Source organism: Pseudomonas sp. Ma2-10, from assembly GCF_054330215.1.
Map to the genome: position 1 here is coordinate 164,176 of NZ_JBTEYL010000007.1, position 19,530 is coordinate 183,705.

20 protein-coding genes and 3 pseudogenes are annotated in these 19,530 nt (G+C 56.7%); 9 read left to right on the top strand and 14 right to left on the bottom strand.

What is annotated here, in order from left to right; genetic code table 11:
* From ACXPVS_RS11750 to ACXPVS_RS11765, 4 genes are all read right to left on the bottom strand, one after another.
* On the bottom strand, positions 1 to 438 hold the full coding sequence (locus ACXPVS_RS11750; RefSeq protein WP_458510075.1) for a hypothetical protein: 438 nt from the start codon (positions 436 to 438) through the stop codon (positions 1 to 3).
* A 332-nt stretch (positions 439 to 770) separates the two neighbouring features.
* Complete coding sequence (locus tag ACXPVS_RS11755) at positions 771 to 1,295, bottom strand: AAA family ATPase (protein ID WP_458510076.1); 525 nt, start codon at positions 1,293 to 1,295, stop codon at positions 771 to 773.
* Positions 1,292 to 1,855 carry a nicotinamide riboside transporter PnuC gene (pnuC, locus tag ACXPVS_RS11760; protein WP_458510077.1) on the bottom strand — a complete coding sequence of 188 codons (564 nt, stop codon included), beginning with the start codon at positions 1,853 to 1,855 and terminating at the stop codon, positions 1,292 to 1,294. The genes ACXPVS_RS11755 and pnuC overlap by 4 nt, the downstream gene beginning before the upstream one ends.
* A 98-nt stretch (positions 1,856 to 1,953) precedes the next feature.
* Positions 1,954 to 3,588: a methyl-accepting chemotaxis protein gene (locus tag ACXPVS_RS11765; RefSeq protein WP_458510078.1), complete on the bottom strand. Its 1,635-nt coding sequence runs from the start codon at positions 3,586 to 3,588 to the stop codon at positions 1,954 to 1,956.
* Between the two features lie 291 nt (positions 3,589 to 3,879).
* Between ACXPVS_RS11765 and ACXPVS_RS11770 the strand changes: the two genes are divergently transcribed.
* Together ACXPVS_RS11770 and ACXPVS_RS11775 are read left to right on the top strand one after the other, a co-directional pair.
* Positions 3,880 to 4,710, top strand: a complete 831-nt coding sequence (locus ACXPVS_RS11770; RefSeq protein ID WP_458510079.1) for an undecaprenyl-diphosphate phosphatase — start codon at positions 3,880 to 3,882, stop codon at positions 4,708 to 4,710.
* Positions 4,707 to 5,135 carry a DUF1294 domain-containing protein gene (locus tag ACXPVS_RS11775; RefSeq protein WP_458510080.1) on the top strand — a complete coding sequence of 143 codons (429 nt, stop codon included), beginning with the start codon at positions 4,707 to 4,709 and terminating at the stop codon, positions 5,133 to 5,135. The genes ACXPVS_RS11770 and ACXPVS_RS11775 overlap by 4 nt, the downstream gene beginning before the upstream one ends.
* On the opposite strand, the gene ACXPVS_RS11780 is transcribed toward ACXPVS_RS11775, so the two are convergent.
* Both ACXPVS_RS11780 and ACXPVS_RS11785 read right to left on the bottom strand, forming a co-directional pair.
* Positions 5,132 to 5,491, bottom strand: coding sequence for an MmcQ/YjbR family DNA-binding protein (locus ACXPVS_RS11780; protein WP_458510081.1), 360 nt, complete (start codon positions 5,489 to 5,491; stop codon positions 5,132 to 5,134). The genes ACXPVS_RS11775 and ACXPVS_RS11780 overlap by 4 nt on opposite strands.
* A complete protein-coding gene (locus ACXPVS_RS11785) occupies positions 5,488 to 6,396 on the bottom strand; it encodes a LysR substrate-binding domain-containing protein (RefSeq protein ID WP_458510082.1) in 909 nt (302 codons plus the stop codon). Before ACXPVS_RS11785 ends, ACXPVS_RS11780 begins: the two co-directional genes overlap by 4 nt.
* Before the next feature lie 129 nt (positions 6,397 to 6,525).
* Between ACXPVS_RS11785 and ACXPVS_RS11790 the strand changes: the two genes are divergently transcribed.
* Positions 6,526 to 7,137 carry an FMN-dependent NADH-azoreductase gene (locus tag ACXPVS_RS11790; protein ID WP_458510083.1) on the top strand — a complete coding sequence of 204 codons (612 nt, stop codon included), beginning with the start codon at positions 6,526 to 6,528 and terminating at the stop codon, positions 7,135 to 7,137.
* Between the two features lie 314 nt (positions 7,138 to 7,451).
* Here ACXPVS_RS11790 and ACXPVS_RS11795 read toward each other — a convergent pair whose 3' ends face one another.
* On the bottom strand, positions 7,452 to 9,041 hold the full coding sequence (locus ACXPVS_RS11795; protein ID WP_458510084.1) for an ABC-F family ATPase: 1,590 nt from the start codon (positions 9,039 to 9,041) through the stop codon (positions 7,452 to 7,454).
* Positions 9,042 to 9,473: 432 nt separating this feature from the next.
* Between ACXPVS_RS11795 and lpxO the strand changes: the two genes are divergently transcribed.
* On the top strand, positions 9,474 to 10,373 hold the full coding sequence (gene lpxO / locus ACXPVS_RS11800; RefSeq protein ID WP_458510085.1) for a lipid A hydroxylase LpxO: 900 nt from the start codon (positions 9,474 to 9,476) through the stop codon (positions 10,371 to 10,373).
* A gap of 83 nt (positions 10,374 to 10,456) precedes the next feature.
* On the opposite strand, the pseudogene ACXPVS_RS11805 reads toward lpxO, so the two are convergent.
* Positions 10,457 to 10,923: pseudogene (locus tag ACXPVS_RS11805) on the bottom strand (Ku protein).
* Positions 10,924 to 11,126: 203 nt separating this feature from the next.
* Here ACXPVS_RS11805 and ACXPVS_RS11810 point away from each other — a divergent pair.
* Complete coding sequence (locus tag ACXPVS_RS11810; RefSeq protein ID WP_458510086.1) at positions 11,127 to 11,483, top strand: hypothetical protein; 357 nt, start codon at positions 11,127 to 11,129, stop codon at positions 11,481 to 11,483.
* Positions 11,484 to 11,533: 50 nt separating this feature from the next.
* A complete protein-coding gene (locus ACXPVS_RS11815; protein ID WP_458510087.1) occupies positions 11,534 to 12,685 on the top strand; it encodes a PQQ-dependent sugar dehydrogenase in 1,152 nt (383 codons plus the stop codon).
* A 22-nt stretch (positions 12,686 to 12,707) separates the two neighbouring features.
* Here ACXPVS_RS11815 and ACXPVS_RS11820 read toward each other — a convergent pair whose 3' ends face one another.
* On the bottom strand, positions 12,708 to 13,043 hold the full coding sequence (locus ACXPVS_RS11820; RefSeq protein ID WP_458510088.1) for a DUF2834 domain-containing protein: 336 nt from the start codon (positions 13,041 to 13,043) through the stop codon (positions 12,708 to 12,710).
* 248 nt (positions 13,044 to 13,291) lie between these two features.
* On the opposite strand from ACXPVS_RS11820, the pseudogene ilvA reads away from it, so the two are divergent.
* Positions 13,292 to 14,287, top strand: a pseudogene (ilvA, locus tag ACXPVS_RS11825) (threonine ammonia-lyase, biosynthetic); the annotation flags it as partial.
* Positions 14,288 to 14,395: 108 nt separating this feature from the next.
* On the opposite strand, the gene eco reads toward ilvA, so the two are convergent.
* Positions 14,396 to 14,878 (bottom strand): serine protease inhibitor ecotin, encoded by a 483-nt coding sequence (gene eco / locus ACXPVS_RS11830; protein ID WP_458510089.1) that lies wholly within the window; start codon positions 14,876 to 14,878, stop codon positions 14,396 to 14,398.
* 305 nt (positions 14,879 to 15,183) lie between these two features.
* On the opposite strand from eco, the gene ACXPVS_RS11835 reads away from it, so the two are divergent.
* Positions 15,184 to 15,453: a DUF1652 domain-containing protein gene (locus ACXPVS_RS11835; RefSeq protein ID WP_123365031.1), complete on the top strand. Its 270-nt coding sequence runs from the start codon at positions 15,184 to 15,186 to the stop codon at positions 15,451 to 15,453.
* On the opposite strand, the gene ACXPVS_RS11840 is transcribed toward ACXPVS_RS11835, so the two are convergent.
* Entirely contained in the window at positions 15,450 to 15,758 is a 309-nt protein-coding gene (locus ACXPVS_RS11840; RefSeq protein WP_458510090.1) for a hypothetical protein, read from the bottom strand. The genes ACXPVS_RS11835 and ACXPVS_RS11840 overlap by 4 nt on opposite strands.
* Positions 15,740 to 16,009, bottom strand: a complete 270-nt coding sequence (locus tag ACXPVS_RS11845; RefSeq protein WP_458510091.1) for a DUF2790 domain-containing protein — start codon at positions 16,007 to 16,009, stop codon at positions 15,740 to 15,742. The genes ACXPVS_RS11840 and ACXPVS_RS11845 overlap by 19 nt, the downstream gene beginning before the upstream one ends.
* 241 nt (positions 16,010 to 16,250) lie before the next feature.
* Between ACXPVS_RS11845 and ACXPVS_RS11850 the strand changes: the two are divergent.
* Positions 16,251 to 16,512 (top strand): annotated as a pseudogene (locus tag ACXPVS_RS11850) (hypothetical protein).
* 81 nt (positions 16,513 to 16,593) lie between these two features.
* Here the strand turns inward: ACXPVS_RS11850 and ACXPVS_RS11855 are convergent.
* Both ACXPVS_RS11855 and ACXPVS_RS11860 read right to left on the bottom strand, forming a co-directional pair.
* On the bottom strand, positions 16,594 to 18,723 hold the full coding sequence (locus tag ACXPVS_RS11855) for a lipase family protein (protein ID WP_458510092.1): 2,130 nt from the start codon (positions 18,721 to 18,723) through the stop codon (positions 16,594 to 16,596).
* Between the two features lie 12 nt (positions 18,724 to 18,735).
* On the bottom strand, positions 18,736 to 19,530 hold the full coding sequence (locus ACXPVS_RS11860; protein ID WP_458510093.1) for a hypothetical protein: 795 nt from the start codon (positions 19,528 to 19,530) through the stop codon (positions 18,736 to 18,738).

A 19,530-nucleotide genomic window follows, 5' to 3' on the forward strand; every position in this document is an offset into this window, starting at 1 on the left:
TTAACGGTCTCCCGTCATGACTTTCAGAGCACCCAGGCCTTGCTGGACGCTTGAATTGACCATGTTGGCAATACCGTTGCCCGAATTTCCTGACCGTCCAGCGGGGAGGTTGGCAAGCTGGGACTGATTGGTGATATTGCCGCCCAGGTTGTTGGAACCTTGATCGACCAGGCGTGTGATACCTGCACCACTGGAGACGTTTGCAAAGTCACCGTCGCTCAACTCGTTCGTTCGACTGAGGATGTGTTTGGACGGGTTGGCATTGGCGGTCGTGGGGCTAGGGTCGGGAATCATCGGCGCACGCGTTGCCATGCGCGGTTGGACATCACGCTTGATAATGATGATGCCGTTGTCAGCTTGTACGGGCAGGCAGACACTTGAGCTCAGTGCGCATCCGATCAGCAGGAGGCTATAGAAGTTGTTTTCAAGTTTCCCCACGGCGGCAATTCCTTCTGTAAGTGGAACGCTGGCCCTTATCAGCGTTGCGAAGAAGAGAGCAGAAGGTGTGCCGGTTTTTGTTTTTCTTTTAAAAACAGTTGGTTGACTTTAACTGTTGAGGTGGTAGATAAATTTTGTAAGGCCACTGAGACAGAGCCACGCAAAAAACGCCGTCCGTGATGGCGGTATTGCTCGCTAAGGGCGCTGAAGGCCGGTTGTATCAGTGGCTTAACATTTTCTTGCAAGAGTGCTTGAGCCGCTTTAGCTGGCGGGTTTGTGCAGGGGATGGTGTTTCAGGAATGGACATTTGCGGCAGGGCGGGGTAGCGCCTGTCAGGCCTTGAGCAAGCGCGTCACCGCCTCGAATGCCGCGTCCTTGCGCTGTTTCCAGTCACCTTGCAGCACCTGGTAAGGCTGGTGGTGCAGGTCAAGCCATTGGCGGCTGGCCTGGAAAAACGCCTGGCGTTCTGCCCGTTGCGGTTGGCAGCGCTGGCCGTCGTCATGCCAGGCCACGGTGTCGGGGCTCAGCAGCAAATGCAGGTCGTAGTGCCGTGCCAGCAATGCCTGCTCGATCCACGTTGGGCAGGCGCCAAACAAGGTCTGGCTCCAGAGGATGTTGCTCAGCAAGTGAGTGTCGAGAATCAGCAAGTGCGGCCGCCGGGCGCGTGCCTCGTCCTCCCATTTCAGCTGCCCTCGGGCGATTTCCGGAATGTCGGCCAGGCAGGTGTCTCGCGGGTTTTGTTCGATGAACCAGCGTACATATTCGTCTACCAGGACCCCGCCGAGGTTCTTTTGTAACTCGGCTGCCAGCCAACTCTTGCCGCTCGATTCGGGGCCTGTGAGAACCAGAACTTTCATGTGCGCAGCGCCGGATCAGCCCGCCATTCCCGCCAGCCTTGCACGGCAATCAGGGCGAATAGCGCGTAGAGCCCGGCGGTCAGGTACAGGTCTTTGTAGATAAACAGCCCGACGAAGATCACATCCAGGGTGATCCACAGCGGCCAGCATTGAACGCGTTTTTGCGCCATCCATAACTGCGCCACCAGGCTGAAGCCAGTCAGTGCCGCATCGAGCCAGGGTTGTGCAGCATCGGTCCAGTTCGCCATAGCAGCGCCCAGCAACAGACTGCCAACCGCGCCAATGAACAGACTGATAGCGACCGATTTACTGTCGAGCAGACTGACCTGCCGACCATGACGCGCGTGCCCCCCATGCGTCCACTGCCACCAGCCATAGAGCTGCAATGCGGCGTATATCACCTGCAGGAGCATGTCCGAGTAAAGCTTCACCTCAAAAAAGATCCAGCTATAAAGCAGCACCATGACCAGACCGATCGGCCAGCACCAGAGGTTCTGTTTGACCGTCAACCAGACGGCAATGACACCGAGGGTAGCGGCAAACAGTTCAAGCCCGGACATGGAGGTTCCTTGGGGGAAGTCGAAGAGGGTGCGGATTGTAACGGCAGGCGCTGCCAAGTAGAACCGGCGTGCGCCGCCCTTTGTAGCAGGGGCTGTCGTTACACCCGGAACTGCTTGAGCAGCCCGTTCAATTGCTCACTCAATTCCTTGAGGTGAACGCTAGCCACGCTCGACTGTTCGGCCGCCAGCGCGGTGCTGTGGGACAAACCGGCCGCCTGGGTGACGTTCTGGTTGATGTCCTCGACCACATGCGCCTGTTGCAAGGTCGCGCTGGCGATGGAGGCGTTCAATCCGTTGAGGTTGCGCAGGGCCTGGGCAATGGCATTCAGGCTTGCGCCGGCCAGGCCAGCCTGCTCGATGGTCAACTGCGATGCACGACTGCTGTCGCCGATCACTTTGACCGCCGCTTCGGAGTGGCTTTGCAGGCGTTCGATCATCGACTGGATCTCGGCCGTGGACTTCTGGGTGCGCTGGGCCAGCAGCCGCACTTCATCGGCCACCACCGCAAAACCGCGACCTTGCTCGCCGGCACGGGCGGCTTCGATGGCTGCGTTGAGGGCCAGCAGGTTGGTTTGCTCGGCGATGGAACGGATTACTTCGAGAACGCTGCCGATCTGCGTGCTTTCGGCGGCCAGGGTCCGAATCACTTCCACCGCCTGATCGATGGTCGACGACAGCTTGTCGATCTGTTGCAGGCTGCCATCGATGTTGACCTGACCTTGCTGCGCCTGAGACTCGGCATCGCGCATTTCACTGGCGGCGTGCTCGGCGTTTTTCGCGACGTCGTGCACGCCATACGTCACTTCATTGATTGCGGTGGCCACCAGTTCCATTTGCTGAGACTGTTGCTGACTGCGTTGCTGGGCCTGGGTGGCGTCGTTGCCCAGTTCGCTGGAGGACTGGCCCAAGGCACTGGCAGACACTTGCAGTTCTTTGATTACCAGTCGCAGCTTGGAAGTGAAGGCGTTGAAGTGGCGTGCCAGTTGCGTGACTTCATCCTGACCATGAGTGTCGAGACTGCGGGTCAGATCGCTCTCGCCGCTGGCGATGTTGGCCATGGCGTTCACGGTTTCCTGCAGTGGACGCACGATGCTGCGGGCAATCAGGATGACCAGCAGCGCCATGATCAGGGCAATCACCAGCCCTACGAACGTGGCCTTCCAGACCTGGCCATAGAACTCGGCCTGCATGTCATCGATATACACGCCCGAACCGATCACCCAGCCCCAGGGCTCGAAGAGTTTGATATAGGAGGTTTTTTCTACCGGCGCGCTGGCGCCCGGTTTCGGCCAGCGATAGTCGACCGTGCCGGCTCCCTTGGTCTTGGCGACGGCGACCATTTCGTTAAACAGGGCAAAACCGTCCGGGTCGCGGATCGCCGAGAGGTTCTGGCCATCGAGTTTCGGGTTGGCCGGGTGCATGATCATCACCGGCGTCAGGTCATTGATCCAGAAGTAGTCATTCTGGTCATACCGCAGACCGCGAACGGCGCTCAGGGCCTGCTTCTGCGCAGCATCGCGGGTGAGCGTGCCGGCGGTTTCGAGGTCGTGGTAATAGGTCAGAATGCCACTGGCGGTTTGCACCACATGCTGGGTTTTCTGGGCCTTGGCGTGGTACAGGTCGTCGTGAATCTGCTTGAGCATCAAGACGCCCAACGTCATTAGCATCAGGACGGCCACGATCAAGATGAGCCACAAACGTCGGCTGATCGACATACTGCGCAAGCTGTTCATAACGCTGTCACTCCGATTTCTTTTTCTTGTAATAAATGATCGCCAGCATCCAACCACACTTTTCCGATCGGTCATATCCGACCCACGTCCAATAACGCGGCAGCGCTAATCAGACTTGTCTGATAGGATTTCGGCCCCGCACGGAAAAACCTGAATCCAAGTTGATTTTTCACGGAATTTTTATGGTTCCGTCTGGATCCTGTGCGCGTGGGACTTCAGCTCGCTGATCGCAGTGAACGCTCTGACCAATATTAACGGGGCATGCCTGTGCGCATTGCCTTTGGGGGAATGATGGATCTTTGGACGGCCTTGCAGGCATTGATTTTGGGCGTTGTAGAAGGGCTGACGGAGTTTTTGCCGATTTCCAGTACCGGTCACCAAATTATTGTGGCGGACTTGCTCAACTTCGGTGGCGAGCGGGCCATCGCTTTCAACATTATTATTCAGTTGGGGGCGATTCTGGCGGTGGTGTGGGAGTTCCGCCGCAAGATCATCGATGTGGTGACTGGTTTGCCGACGCAGCCCGGCGCTCGCCGCTTTACCGCAAACCTGTTAATTGCGTTCATGCCGGCAGTGGTACTGGGGGTGACTTTTTCCGATTTGATCCACGAATACCTGTTCAACCCGATCACCGTCGCAGCAGCGCTGGTGGTAGGCGGGATCGTCATGTTGTGGGCCGAAAAGCGTCAGCATGAAGTGCATGCCGAAACCGTTGATGACATCACGTGGAAAGACGCCCTGAAAGTCGGCTTCGCCCAGTGCCTGGCGATGATTCCCGGGACTTCGCGGTCCGGCTCGACCATTATTGGTGGCTTGTTGTTCGGGCTGTCACGCAAGACCGCTACCGAGTTCTCGTTCTTTCTGGCGATGCCGACCATGGTCGCAGCGGCCGTTTACTCGGGCTACAAATACCGCGACCTGTTCGTTCCGTCTGATTTTCCGGTGTTCGCGATCGGTTTCGTCACTGCGTTTATCTTCGCGATGATTGCCGTCAGAGCCTTGCTCGTGTTTATCGGTAGCCACAGCTATGCGGCCTTTGCCTGGTATCGCATCGCGTTCGGCCTGGTCATTCTGGCCTCCTGGCAGTTCGGCTGGGTCGACTGGACCGCGGTCAATCCATGAATGACGCCAGCGCGCGCAACAACCCTGGTCGCAAACCCGCAGGAGAGATTCGTAATCTTCGGCTGAAACTGTTGGTGTTTGCGGCCCTGTGCGCGCTGCCGCTGTTCGGCTCGATATCGTTGTGGGTGCGCGGGGTTTGCGTGATTCCCTTGGCTGCGTACGGGGTCGTCAGCCTGCTGGCGTTCTTGCTGTACTGGAGTGACAAACGCAAGGCGCGCGCCAACCATTGGCGCACACCGGAGAACGTGTTGCATGCGGTGGAGCTCGCCGGAGGCTGGCCGGGCGCCTTACTGGCGCAGCAGTTGTTTCGTCACAAGACGCGCAAGCTCTCGTTTCAGTGGGTGTTCTGGATCATTGTGCTGATGCATCAGGTGTTCTGGATTGACCAGCAGTTTCTAGGCGCCCATCTTTTCGCGCTGCTTTAAAGCAGCAGCCCGACCTGGGTGCGCTTGGGCAACTTGCTCACCACCAATTGATGGGAACGCTGCAACAAGCGTTGCAGCTCGTCAGGGCCCAGCGGGTAGGGCGTTTCCATAATGATCCACTGAGCCCGCGCCAGATAAGGCGCCGGGCGGATTCCCGGACGGTCGCAATGACCGAGAAACAAGTCCTTGTCGACCTTGAAGGCCAGGGATTTGCCCCGCAGATTCTGCAAGGCAAACATCTTGCTCCCTGCAATCGAAAACACCCGTACACCCCCCCACTTGTAGTCTTCCCGCGCACCCGGCAGCGCGAGACAGAACTGCGCGACATCCTCTTCGCTCATACGTCCAGCCTTCATATCAGACGGTCCCCACAGGCATTGAATGATTCGATCAAATGGTCGAGCCAGGCGCGTACGGCCGGCATCACCCCGCGCCGATGAGGGTAGACCGCTTGCAGCCAGCCGCCAGGCAACGACCAGTCGGGCAGCAACTGCACCAACGAGCCGTTTTCCAGTTCCTGCTCGCAATACATCATCGGCAGCATGGTAAAACCCTGGCCGGCGAGGGTGCAGGCCTTGCGCACGATAAAGTCGTCGATGCCCAATCGCGCTTCGAGGGTGAGGTCGCAGCTTTTGCCGTGCTGGTCGAGCAGGCGGATATGCACCAAGCGATCGGCTTCCAGGGCGCCGAGCACGGGCATGCTTTTCAAGTCTTCGGGGTGGTTGATTTCACGTCCGTGCAAAAAACCGGGGCTGGCGACCATCACCATCTGCGCCTGGCGCAAACGTCGGGTGACCAGCAGCGGATCCTCGCCGCCCAACTCACGCACCCGCAACGCCACATCGACGCCCTCGGTCACCAGGTCGACGCGGCGGTTGAGTAACATCACCTCCAGTTGAACCTGAGGATACTTCTCAAGGAAATCGCTGATCACTGTTGGCAGAATTTGGTGGGCCAACCCGACGGGGCAGGACACCCGCAAACGCCCGCGAGGTTCGCTTGACATGCTAGCGACGGCTTCGTCGGCCATTTCGGCTTCCAGCAGCATTGCCTGACAGTGCCGCAAGTAACGTTCACCCACCGCGGTTAGCTTCAGTTGTCGAGTGGTGCGTTGCAGCAGGCGCGCGCCGAGACGCTCTTCCAGTTCGCCGATGCGCCGCGACAACCGCGACTTGGGAATTCCAAGCAAACGCCCGGCCGCGGCGAAGCCGCCGGCTTCAACGACCTTGGCGAAGTAGTAGAGATCATTGAGGTCTTGCATGGTGGGAGCTCGATTGTTCTATCAGTGGGACGAACTATCGCATTGTTGCAGTCTAATCAGCTATTGGTTTCGCCTGTAGGATTCTCCCCATCAGATCGCCTCGTAGCGATCCTCACTTGGAGATCCCACATGAAACTGCTGCATATCGATTCGAGCATTCTTGGTGACAACTCGGCTTCCCGTCAGCTGAGCAGCAAAGTCGTTAACGCCTGGCAAACCGCCGAGCCGACTGCTGTGGTGACCTACCGCGACCTGGCCGCCGATGCCATCAGTCATTTCTCCGCCACAACCCTGGTTGCCGCCGGCACCACCGCTGAACTGCGCAACGCCGCCCAGCAACACGAAGCCGAGCTGAGTGCCACTACCCTGGCCGAATTCCTCGCCGCCGATGCCGTGGTGATTGCAGCTCCGATGTACAACTTCACCATCCCGACCCAACTCAAGGCCTGGATCGACCGCATCGCCGTCGCCGGTCAGACTTTCCGTTACACCGAAGCGGGTCCTGAAGGCCTGTGCGGTGGCAAGAAAGTCATCATCGTATCGACTTCCGGCGGGCTGCATGCGGGTCAGGCGACGGGTGTTGCTCACGAAGAGTACTTGAAGGTGCTGTTCGGCTTCATCGGTATCACTGACATCGAGTTCGTCCGTGCTCATGGCCTTGCCTACGGTGATGACGTCCGCACCAAAGCCATGAGCGACGCTCACACGCACATCAGCGAGCAGTTGTTCGCCGCCGCGTAAAGCGGTCAAACCGCTCGGGCAACATCCCCAAAGCTCTGTATTCTGATCACGCGGCGTTTGAGTAATAAGGTCAGGGCCAACCCTGTTATTGACAACAACGCCGCGCTGAAGAAGATCCATGTGTACCCGAGGTGCAATGCCACCGCGCCCATCAACGGCCCGGCAACAACACAATCCCCGATAACCCGTAAACAATCGCCCGCTTGGTGCCGATAAAGAAAGCAGGCTAACTACTTTCTCCGGGGCGATCGATATAGATCTGAAATGCAAAAAGCCCCGTCACAAGGACAGGGCTTTTCAGTTTCAGCCGCTATTTAGAACACAACACCCTGGCTACGCAGGTAGTCGTCATAGGTGCCGCTGAAGTCGATCACGCCGTTGGCGCTCAACTCGATGATGCGAGTGGCCAGGGACGATACGAACTCACGGTCGTGGCTGACGAAGATTAGCGTGCCCGGGTAGTTCTCCAGCGCCAGGTTCAGCGCCTCGATGGATTCCATGTCCAAGTGGTTGGTCGGTTCGTCCATGATCAGCACGTTCGGCTTTTGCAGGATCAGCTTGCCGAACAGCATGCGACCTTGCTCACCACCGGAGATGACCTTGACCGACTTCAGAATTTCGTCGTTGGAGAACAGCATGCGGCCGAGTGTACCGCGAACGATTTGCTCGCCGCCCTGGGTCCACTGGCCCATCCAGTCGAACAGGTTGCAGTCGTCTTCGAAGTCATGGGCGTGGTCCTGGGCGTAGTAGCCCAGTTCCGCAGCGTCGGTCCACTTCACGGTGCCGGCATCCGGGGTCAGTTCGTTGACCAGGGTGCGCAGCAGGGTGGTTTTACCGATACCGTTCGGGCCGATGATCGCCACGCGCTCGCCGGCCTCAACCACAAAGCTGAAGTCCTTGAACAGCGGCTTGCCGTCGAAGCCTTTGGCCATGCGCTCGACGATGACGGCTTGACGGTGCAGCTTCTTGGTTTGTTCGAAACGGATGAACGGGCTCACGCGGCTCGAAGGCTTGACCTCGGCCAACTGGATCTTGTCGATCGCCTTGGCGCGGGAAGTGGCCTGCTTGGCTTTCGAGGCGTTGGCCGAGAAGCGGCTGACGAACGATTGCAGTTCGGAAATCTGTGCTTTCTTCTTGGCGTTGTCCGACAGCAGTTGCTCGCGGGACTGGGTCGCCACGGTCATGTACTCGTCGTAGTTGCCCGGGAACAGACGCAGCTCGCCGTAATCCAGGTCAGCCATGTGGGTGCACACGCTGTTCAGGAAGTGACGGTCGTGAGAGATGATGATCATCAGGCTGGAGCGCTGGGTCAGAATGTTTTCCAGCCAGCGGATGGTGTTGATGTCCAAGTGGTTGGTCGGTTCGTCGAGCAACAACACTTCAGGATCGGAGAACAGCGCCTGAGCCAGCAGTACACGCAGTTTCCAGCCTGGGGACACTTCGCTCATCGGGCCGAAGTGCTGCTCAATGCCGATACCCAGGCCCAGCAACAGTTCGCCAGCACGGGATTCGGCAGTGTAGCCGTCCATTTCAGCGAATTCGGTTTCCAGTTCTGCAACGGCCATGCCGTCTGCTTCAGTCATTTCCGGCATCGAGTAGATGCGATCGCGCTCGGCCTTGACCTTCCACAGCTCTTCGTGACCCATGATCACAGTGTCGATCACGGTGAATTCTTCGTAGGCGAACTGGTCCTGGCGCAATTTACCCAGACGCACGTTCGGCTCGAGCATGACCTGACCGCCGGACGGCTCGAGGTCGTCGCCGAGGATTTTCATGAACGTCGATTTGCCGCAACCGTTGGCGCCGATCAGGCCATAGCGGTTGCCCGCGGCGAATTTGACCGAAACGTTTTCGAATAGCGGCTTGGCGCCGAACTGCATCGTGATGTTAGCTGTAGAGATCAAAGGTTTTTCCTGCGAAGCATTCAGAGTAGCTAGGGTTGCGGCAGTACCGATTCAGTACCCGTTTCCGGTATTCGAACCATAGGAAATGCATCCCGGTCAGAAGCGGAAGGTCCATCTGGCAATAAGTGGACAGCTGCATATGGAGCGCTTGGCCCGAGTCGAAGTGCGCTGAGACGGGGTTCATTCCCGTCATCAACCAAGGGGGGCGCGTAATGTTTGGCGGCGATTGTACTGGTCTGGCTCTTTAAACGATAGGGCGTTAAGGCCGCACGGGCACTTTGGCTGCACCAGCGGACAGATTTTCACCGCTGAAGGTTAACTATTGGTTACAAACTGTGGCTAAATTGCGTATTCAGACGCTGCACAAGACCCTCGGGCCGATCGGCCGGCAAGGGACGCCATTTGTACATTTCTGACGTGTGACGATTTTTTGTGAAATTGATCATTGCCGCTATTTACGTTGTATCCATTGCGTACGTTCACTTGCGCGGACGCGTGCGCCACAGGCTGGGTCGCCAACTGAGCGACCACTCGACGTTTCTGGCGCCGATCAACGGCTTCCTCTATCTGTTCTCGAAAATCCCCAGCAAGCCTTATCTGAACCCGGCCGACTTTCCCGATCTGAGTCCGTTACAGGACCATTGGGAAGAAATTCGCGCCGAGGGCCAAAACCTGCTCAGAGCCGGGGAGATCAAGCGCTCGAATCAATACGACGACGTTGGCTTCAACTCGTTCTTCAAGACGGGCTGGAAGCGTTTCTACCTGAAGTGGTACGGCGACAGCCATCCTTCGGCCAGGAAACATTGCCCGCGCACAACGGCATTGGTGCAAAGCATCGGCTCGATCAAGGCTGCGATGTTCGCCGAACTGCCACCGGGCTCGAAACTGGTCCGTCACCGCGACCCGTATGCCGGTTCCTACCGATATCACCTGGGCCTGGAAACTCCGAACGATGTCGGTTGCTACATCAACGTCGATGGTGAGAGCTACCACTGGCGTGACGGTGAGGCGGTCATGTTCGACGAGACTTTCATTCATTACGCCGAAAACACCACCGAGCAGAACCGTATCATTTTGTTCTGCGACGTTGAGCGGCCGATGAAATATCGCTGGGCGGCCGCGCTCAATAGCTGGTTCAGCCGTAATGTGATGTCGGCGGCGGGCGCACCGAACGAAGCGGGTGACAAGACCGGCGGCATCAACCGCTGGTTCACCAAAATTTATAAAATTCGCCTGCGCGGCAAAGCACTCAAGAAGAGTAACCGCAAACGTTACTACCTCGAAAAGTGGGCGATTTTTGCTGGGTTATTGGCGGTTTTTGTCCTGATCTGAGTTTTGCGTAAGCTCGCAAGACGCCATCGTGCGGCAGCGAACGTCCCGCGCTGGGGCCAAAATGTTCACCACACAACCTTCAATCAGCCGCGAGAAGTCTTCGTGGCTTTTGTACTTGTCGCGGGTTTCGCGGCGGGCTCCGTTTTACCCGTGCTCTTGCCACCTTGGCTGCGTTTAAGCAGCTCGGTCAGATCGATAACGTCTGCGGTTTTGCGCGCCTCTTCGCCAGTCGCTGTTTCGATATCTTCGATTTTCCTTCGTTGGCCTTTTTCTCCACCAAGGCCATGATCTTGTCTTCAAAACTGTCGCGATAATCTTCGGGCTTCCGGTCGGCACTCATGTCCTGAACCAGTCGTTTGGCCATGTCGAGTTCGCCCTTGGTCGCTTCTTTGCCGGTGACCTTGTTGACGCGCTTGTAGCCCGCCGGGTCCATGCTGCGGCTGTCGAGCCAGTCGAAATCCACCCCTTGCGAGGACGTCGCCGAGACCAGCGCGACAGGGATATGCACCAGACCGAAACTGATCGCGCCTTTCCAGATTGCCCGTGCCATGGTCGTCTTCTCGCGAGTGATGTTCAGGTGACCTGTAACGCTGTGCGAAAATTTCAGCGGGCTGCGACCCGGTGCTGTGGGCGTATTGGCGGTCGGGTCAACTCGTGTTACATCTTGTGAGGGAGGTTTTAGTTAACAAATCCGAACCCCGGGCGTAGCGTGATATCGAAGTTCCTATCCACGCTGATGTCGAGAGGCTCCCCATGAACAGATTTGTGCTCGGCTGCATTGCGTTGGCGTTGAGTGGCGTGCTCAGCAATCTGGTCCAGGCTGACACCGCATCGCCACCTTCTTCCTTGCTGTTGGCCCAGAGCCCGACGGGCCGCACCAGCAATCCTTACAACAGCCCTATTCGCCGGGCCAATCCCAACAGCATGCAAGGCACGCAACCCAGCGCGCCAGCCATTCGTGGGCCGAACACCGTGCCGGTGCCGCGCCCTCCGACGCTTGACAAGGGTGGCATCGGCAACCACTACCCCCTGGATCGACCGCCTCCCGCCACCCCACCGAAATTTATTCCCAACCCGCCTCATCGAGACGCAGACACCAGCAACCGTTGAACGGCACGACAGCGTGCTGCCAGCCATTCGAACGACAAAAGGAATCGTGCATGTTGCGTAAAACCCTTCTGGCTACACTGTGTGCCAGCGCACTGATCACCGCCACGGCGCCTGTTTTCGCAGCGCCGATCCAGAATTTTAAAAGCGAACAGGGCACCCTTGAGGTGACGACAATGACCACGGGGCTCGAACATCCCTGGGCTTTGGCATTTCTTCCCGATCGTCAAGGGATGCTGGTGACCGAACGGCCCGGCAATCTGCGGGTGGTCAGCGCCGACGGTAAACTTTCCGCTCCGCTCAGCGGCCTGCCACAGGTCTGGGCCACGGGGCAGGGCGGCTTGCTGGATGTGGTGTTGTCGCCCGACTTCGAGCAAGATCGCACGGTCTACCTGTCCTATGCCGAAGGCGGTGGTGAGGGCAACAAGGCCGGGACGGCGGTTGGTCGCGGACGTCTGTCTGACGACCTGACGGCCATCAAGGATTTCAACGTGATCTTCCGCCAGGAGCCTAAGCTTTCGGTCGGTAACCACTTTGGTTCGCGCCTGGTGTTCGACCGCGACGGCTATCTGTTCATCACCCTTGGCGAGAACAATGACCGGCCGACCGCCCAAGACCTCGACAAGCTGCAAGGCAAGGTTGTGCGGATCTACCCGGACGGCAAGGTGCCGGATGACAACCCCTTTGTCGGTCAGGCCGGCGTACGTCCGGAAATCTGGCCCTACGGTCATCGCAATCCACAAGGCGCGGCGCTCAACCCCTGGACCGGCACCCTCTGGGAAAACGAACACGGTCCCCAGGGGGGCGACGAAATCAACATCATCGAGCGTGGCAAGAACTACGGCTGGCCGATGGCAACCCATGGCATCAACTATTCCGGCCAGCCGATTCCGCAAGCCAAGGGGAAATCCGCCGAAGGCACCGTCACCCCGCACCATGTCTGGGAAAAGTCCCCCGGCCTCAGCGGTATGGCGTTCTACGACGCTGACCGCTTCAAGGCCTGGCAGCACAACGTGTTTATCGGCGCGTTAGTGAGCAAGGAGTTGATTCGCTTGCAGTTCGATGGCGACAAGGTCGTTCACGAAGAGCGATTGCTGGGCGAACTCAACAAGCGCATTCGCGATGTGCGGCAGGGGCCGGACGGGTATCTGTATGTGTTGACCGATGAGAATGACGGGGTGTTGTACAAAGTCGGATTGAAGTAAAAATTCACCGCCCCCTCCAGGATCAGGTCTCTTGATGGACGGTTAAGGGTTTCTTTCGATCCTGCAGCCCGCGCACCACCAAGTACAACAACGGCCCGATGGAAACGAATATTGCAGTGATCAAAAGATAAGGAATCACTGCCCACCCTGACCGCCCACGCTTGCGGGCATCGTTGTACATCCAGATCCCGGCCAGCGTCGCCAGCAGATACAAATCAATTACCACCTGCGCCGTGTCGGGGCTCGACATCAGGCTGATGCCAAAGTCGATCAATGACTGTTCGGCCTGAAGCATCACCGAAACGGTGTAGCCGGCGAACGCGATCAGGGCAATGAGGGGCAGGGCGACAGACTTCATGGCTTCCTTCCTTGGGACAACGAACAGAGTCGCCAGCCTACAGAGGCCGAGTGAAATTGGCCATTGACTTGCCATCAGCGTCCGGCTAGTTTCCGGACATGACTTCCACCGTATTGCGCTGCCAGCCAAGCATTATTACCGCTATTCCTTATCTGGCGGGCTAGCTCACGACTGCAGCACCCAACCCGCCCTAGAGGCGGGTTTTTGCTTTCTGTCTCCTGGGCTCCGACCTAAGTCAGGAGACAACCATGAGTAGCACCACTGCCCAGCAGACCTTGCTTGAGCACTACGTGAAAAAGATCCTCGCCGCGCCCGTGTATGAGCTCGCGGTGCGTACGCCGTTGCAGGTAGCACCGGGACTGTCCGAGGTTTTGGGTAACCAGATCCTGCTCAAGCGCGAAGACCTTCAGCCGACCTTTTCCTTCAAGATTCGCGGTGCCTATAACAAACTGGTGCAACTGAGCGATGAGCAAAAGGCGCGCGGGGTCATCACCGCTTCCGCCGGTAATCATGCTCAAGGCGTGGCATTAGCGGCCCGTGAACTGGGAATTGCGGCGACCATCGTCATGCCGCGTACGACGCCGGAACTGAAGGTACTCGGTGTACGCAGTCGGGGCGCCGACGCCGTGCTGCACGGTGAGAGCTTTGCGTTTGCGCTGGAATATGCCCTGAACCTTGCGCGGCAAACCGGTCGCACCTTTGTCTCGCCCTTCGACGACCCGGACGTGATCGCGGGGCAGGGCACCGTCGCCATGGAAATTCTGCGTCAGCATCAAGGTCCACTGGACGCGATCTTCATCCCGGTGGGCGGTGGCGGCTTGATCGCCGGCATCGCGGCGTACGTTAAATACCTGCGACCAGAAGTCCGCATCATCGGTGTCGAGTCGGAACATTCCGCCTGTTTATATGCGGCATTACAGGCTGGCGAGCGAGTTGTCCTGCCGAACGTAGGCACTTTCGCCGACGGTGTGGCCGTCGCCCAGATCGGTGCTTATGGTTTCGAGGTCTGCCAGTTTTGCGTCGATGAGGTGTTGACGGTCAGCAACGACGAACTCTGTGCCGCCATCAAGAATATCTACGACGATACCCGCTCGATCACCGAACCTTCGGGAGCCTTGGCCGTGGCGGGAATCAAAAAATACGTGGCGCAAACCGGTGCCCGTGGTCAGACACTGGTAGCGATCGACTCGGGCGCCAATATCAATTTCGACAGTTTGCGCCATGTGGCCGAGCGCGCCGCATTGAGCGGCGCCCCGGCGTGAGCTGTGTCATGCCAGCAGCGGGCGCAGGAAGGTCCGCTCGTAACTGACGATAGACTTCTTCTCGACCGCTCCTGTAACGGGATAGAACGGTTATTCCTGGACGGCTTTCTCCACCTTGCTCGACGCCGACCAGATCCGGTAGCGGACTTCGACGTCTTTGGGCACGTAGAGCACGATCGGCAGCTTGCTGTTGTAGCGCAGCATGAAACCGGCACCGACCACCGGCACAAAGTCCTTTTTGCTTTTGCCGTCCGGGCAAGCCATCAGCGTACTCATCGGGCCGATGACTTTTTCCAGGCGGTAGAACGGGTAGCCCCAGCCTTCGAGGTTTTTCTCCTCGAGAATGCCGCCCAGACGTTGACGATTGCAGTCGACGGTCAGGGTTTTGCCAGCGAGGACTTCGACCTGGAAGCCGTCTTCCTGAGTCTGTGGGGCAAGGTGAATGACCTGGCGGGTGAAACCGCTCTCAGCTTTGGGGAACGGCGCAACCTCTTCGAGTTTCGCGGCGTGAGCCATGGTCGACAGCCCGGCAAGAATCAGCCCGACGGTAGTGATACAGGTCAAAAAACCCATGATGCCTCCTTGCGTGCGTGTGAGGTCAGCGGATACTGATTTAATTGGCCACATTCTTACTGGCGTCGCCGGCCAATGCAAACGTGTCGCTGGATGTATGCAAATTGCAGGGCTACGACGGGCCATTCTTGCAGATTGCATGAGGCCATTTGCGGATGGTTTCGCTAAATCGTTGATTTGCCGATGAACTGCAGGGCGAAATCCAAGGCATGTTTTATGCTTTAGCTGGTCTTAAGCTGACCGGGGATTTCATTGCGTCAGTATCGATACTCGATTGGCAGTCTCACATTAAGGAGAGGGTCGCCATGTTTCTTTCTGCCTTGGAACTTCGCAATATCATTGAAAGCAGTTTTTTGCCGAAACGTTGTCAATGCACGCTGTCGCCGGACCTGTCGATGACCGTTAAGGTGTATTCCGATCGGGAAACCGATCACCTCGATCTCATGGTGACCGGAATAAATGCCAAACACTTGAATGGTTGCCGAGAAATCAACGACTTGATTGCGGGACTGCGCTCTGACATGCAGCACCAAACCATTGCCCAGACGCTGCATCCAGACCGGAAAGCGCTTTAACCTGCGGTTTCGAGCTCCACCGACACGCGCTGGGTCTGGAGAAACACCAGACCCAGCGCCAGCTCGACCACCACCGCAAGCAAAATGCCCGGACCGGCATGGCCATTGAACCATTCGCCGAAGCCCAGTGCCGCCAGCCGCCAGCAACCGACCATGAAGCCATTGCTCAGTGCATGGCGGGGGATCGAAGGCGACTCGTTTCGAACCAGATAAAACATCACGCCCAATGCCGCGAACAGCATTGCACTGCGCCGCGCGACAACGCCCACCGATTCCGGCTTTTCAGTCAGTTCTGATAACTGCAAGCGTCGGACAGCTTCCGATAGGAGATTTGCGCAGGCTTGCCCGAGTTGCTATCGATGTACTTCATGTTGGCTGTGACCACTTTGCAGTCCAGCGTCGACGGTTCGGTCAAGGTAATGACCTTGCCCACGTGCAGCGGCATACCATAGTGGTACGGCACCGCCTGGGAGCTCGAAGTGTCATTGGCCTGGGCCAGACCGGCAAAGGCGGTGCAGGCGAGGCCTATGGTGATCAGCAAAGTGCGCATATTCATGAACGATCTCCGATGCAGGCTTAAAGTCAGCTCGACGTAGGCGTCGAACCTGCCGCACTGGCGCCAGAGAACTCTGAGGGCGTGCGGTCCAGTAAAGTTTTGGACCGCGGGGTTAAGCGATGGTTAACCCGACTGAATGCCGCCCGTCGTGAGGAGGTTTCTGTCAGAGGTTTCATGTAGGTAAAAAAACGGAGGGCGCTTCGGCGAGGTCGAGGCGATCTTCGAATTGGATACTGAAGCGATTCAAAGTTGCTTTCCATTCCCCGATCGCTATCGCTCAATCAAAAGCAGCGTTACCGAGACAAGCCCAATGGTCATCGACACCGAGGCCAATCCTCAAGACATACTCGAAGCCGCTTTGCAGCGCATTCGAGCCTCCAGCCAGTTGCTTGAAACGCTCCATTGCGCACATTACTCACGCGCTTTATTTGTTGACGCAGGATGGGTCCGATGTGCGGCTGGTTGCGCGGCAGCAGATGATGGGGTGGAAGGCGCCGGTCTGACGGCACCGCAGCCTAAACAAGCCAGTCTCCTGTGGAACTGGCTTGTTTTGCGGGGTCCACCGAGTAAATGTTTCCTGCGAACTACGCTGTTCTCAGGTCACTGCTGCGTACATCAGGAATCATCGCGAGCTGGACCTCGACTTTGTTTTCTTTTTTCGCCATCCACCGATCTACGTTGATTTTATGTTCCGGTGCCTGAGTGGCTGAACCGTAAACGTCCTCGGGCGTCAGTTTAAGAAAACTCATGGCATGAATCCGTTGTCGGGACGTATCCAGCCGTCCTATTTCCGCTCTCAACAGATTCGCCTCCTGCTGGTATTGCCGACGGTCAGCTTGAGAAGCGAACCTCAGTTCGGATTCCTTCGCCTTCAACCGGTCCTGCATCTCTAGTAGTTGGTAGTAAACTTGGTCGTACTCTGTTTTGGTCACCACCGTGGTTCCGCTTTCCTGGGTTTGCTGCCAACGGCGCAATGTTGCCCAGGCGTAGGGAATGTAGGAGGGCACCATGTAGTGATCGCTCATCTGGAACAGTTGCAGCACAAAAGCATCGCGGTCAGGCATGTCCCCGAACTTTTTTATTGCTTTGGTGCAAGCCGCTTCTTCGATGGAGTCGCAACCTGGATCCCAAAGAACAGCGGATTGCTCACGCCCTTTGAAGTGGACGGGCATGAAATGGTGCAAATTACCTTGATGCTCGTATGGCGCGCCGCCAGTTCGCGACAGACCTATAGCAAAGATCAGTGCGCCTAACGGTGCGGTGATAAAACTGATGATTACGCCGGGCACCCAGATACTTTTGCGAGTGTTCATCCAGGGGGCGGGAACACTTGGGATCGGGTCGTTGTTGTTGACCATGCGGTGATGGCCCAGATCTGCCGCGCCGTTGACGAAGTCTGCGTCGCCGGCTCGTGGGGAGCCATAGGTATAGAGAAGGACGTCATATTTTTTGGTGTTGCGCCGAAGCGCTTCCGCAAGCAATGTTGCAATGGCTCCTCCGAGACTATGACCGCAAACAATGACCTTTTGATCAGTGCGAAACTGCTGGAGGTAAACCTGAACAAATTCACTCATGGCCTTATAGGCTTCGTAGAAACCTTTGTGCGCTTTACCTACGCCCTCTTCAAATGGAACTTGCTCTGCATCAGTGTCTCGCACGAAGTCCACTAGTTCTAACGTTCCTCGGACGGAGATTAAAATGATTTCGTCATGGTGAGTTATGAACGCCTGGGTATTGGTGCCGCCTTCGGCTTTGCCATCATCGAAGAAGTGCCATTTGGCGGGGTGTTCTTGATTTGGGCCCAGTTCAGGTTTGTTTTGTTCGTACAACGTGGGGTCGAATGGCAGGATCTCAAAACGCTTCGAGTACGGCACATCTTCATAAAGCGGGTAGTAAGGAATGGTTTGGTTTGCATTGATTTTCCAGGTTTCCCTGAAACTGGAAAGGCCGTCACCAAACATATATCCGACGCTTGGGTCTAGAGGGAACGTGACAGTGTCGATAGGTTTTTCGGCTGGCTCTTGGCCGAAGTTACAGTAGCTCAAACTGGCAAATAAAGATAGTTGATACAAATTCAACGCGCTGAAATTTTTGTCTTTCGACAGCATGGGGCGAAAAGCCCGTAATGGGCGAACTTCAAGAACGGTGTGTTTGTTTGGAAGAAGAGCAACTCCCCGTAATTCCGATTGTTCCGGACCAAATCCGAGATCGCCCATTATTTTGAGCAGATTGTAATTTGGTGGGTGTGCGCTCTTTGATACAGGAGGAAGATGAGCGAATTTTTCAACCAGATCTCGTACTTCGACATGAAAGAACTGGTCTGCTTTTGCTTTTACGGGGTTATTTTCGACTCGCAGACCGTCCTTGCGCAGAAAGCGGGTTTTTTCGGCCCGCACCTGTAATTCGGTGATTTTTAGCGGGTAAGTTGGTCGTGTCATTAACCATTTATAGTCCTTCTCGTCTCCTTTGTAGGCACTGTCAACGGTGAGGGCTACGGGGCCCTCGTAAGTGTCACAAACTTTGGCGAAACCTTCAGAATCTAAAGTTCCTTCATGAGATTGATTGGTACTGTCTACAAGCTTGTAGGCTAAACCTGCATAGGGTTTACCATTCCCTGACTCATCCACCAGTTGAAAACTAACCCACGTACCCCTGAGTGGGCAGGCTTGTTTAGTGTCAGTCAGTAGCGGTTGTACTGGTTTCTTAGCCGGCATGTGTGAATTTCCTTATTCGGTGCAAGCCGGATAGACGGTGCAGTCTCGTCCATCCGGCATTTTGAAAGGTTTGAAATTAGTTTTATTGTCTCCGCAGAACGCGTAGGGGTCTTCAAGACTTTCTCCCATGCAGCGTTTCCAGCCAGCTGGGAACTTCACCCAGTTATCACCTACTGCAGGTCTTTCCTCGCTTGAAATGTCGAATACTACTTTTATCGTCTTTCCCGCAAACTGAGCACGAGGCATTGGACCTTTTGCTACTGGATCGCTTGCCAGTTCGGGCATGGCCACAGATTTACATTTTAAAATCTTTACGATGTAACGATCAGGTCCATCAGTTCGAAACAACCATTCACATTGCTTTTGCAATACCAAGACTGGTGGAGGAATTGGACCGTCTGCGGTTCCATCCCGGAACGAAACACCCGTGAAGGCCCTACCTAAATCGAGCCGGGCAGATCCGTACTTCGCGTCAACCTGATATCCGAAGGTGTCAAGTACCAAGGGGCAGCCACCTTCGTTACTGGTTAGTGGCACTTCGAAACGCGCTGTCTGAGCATCGTTATTAAGCTTTTGCTCAAAGAACTTTAAACCAGGATAGCTTCTGCTTTTTCGAGGAGGGACCGTGCAGCTCTCTCCCGTACGAGGTACGTAGGACGCTTCGCCTTTAATGCTGAATCCGGGTGGCAGTTCAGTGATCAGCGTGAAGCTATCCTGTTGTGCGACGGAGCAACCTGTAGCCCCAAGCGTCCCTAAACCGATGGTCGCTACTCGAACAAGTCCAGAAAAAAAATATCGAGAAACCAT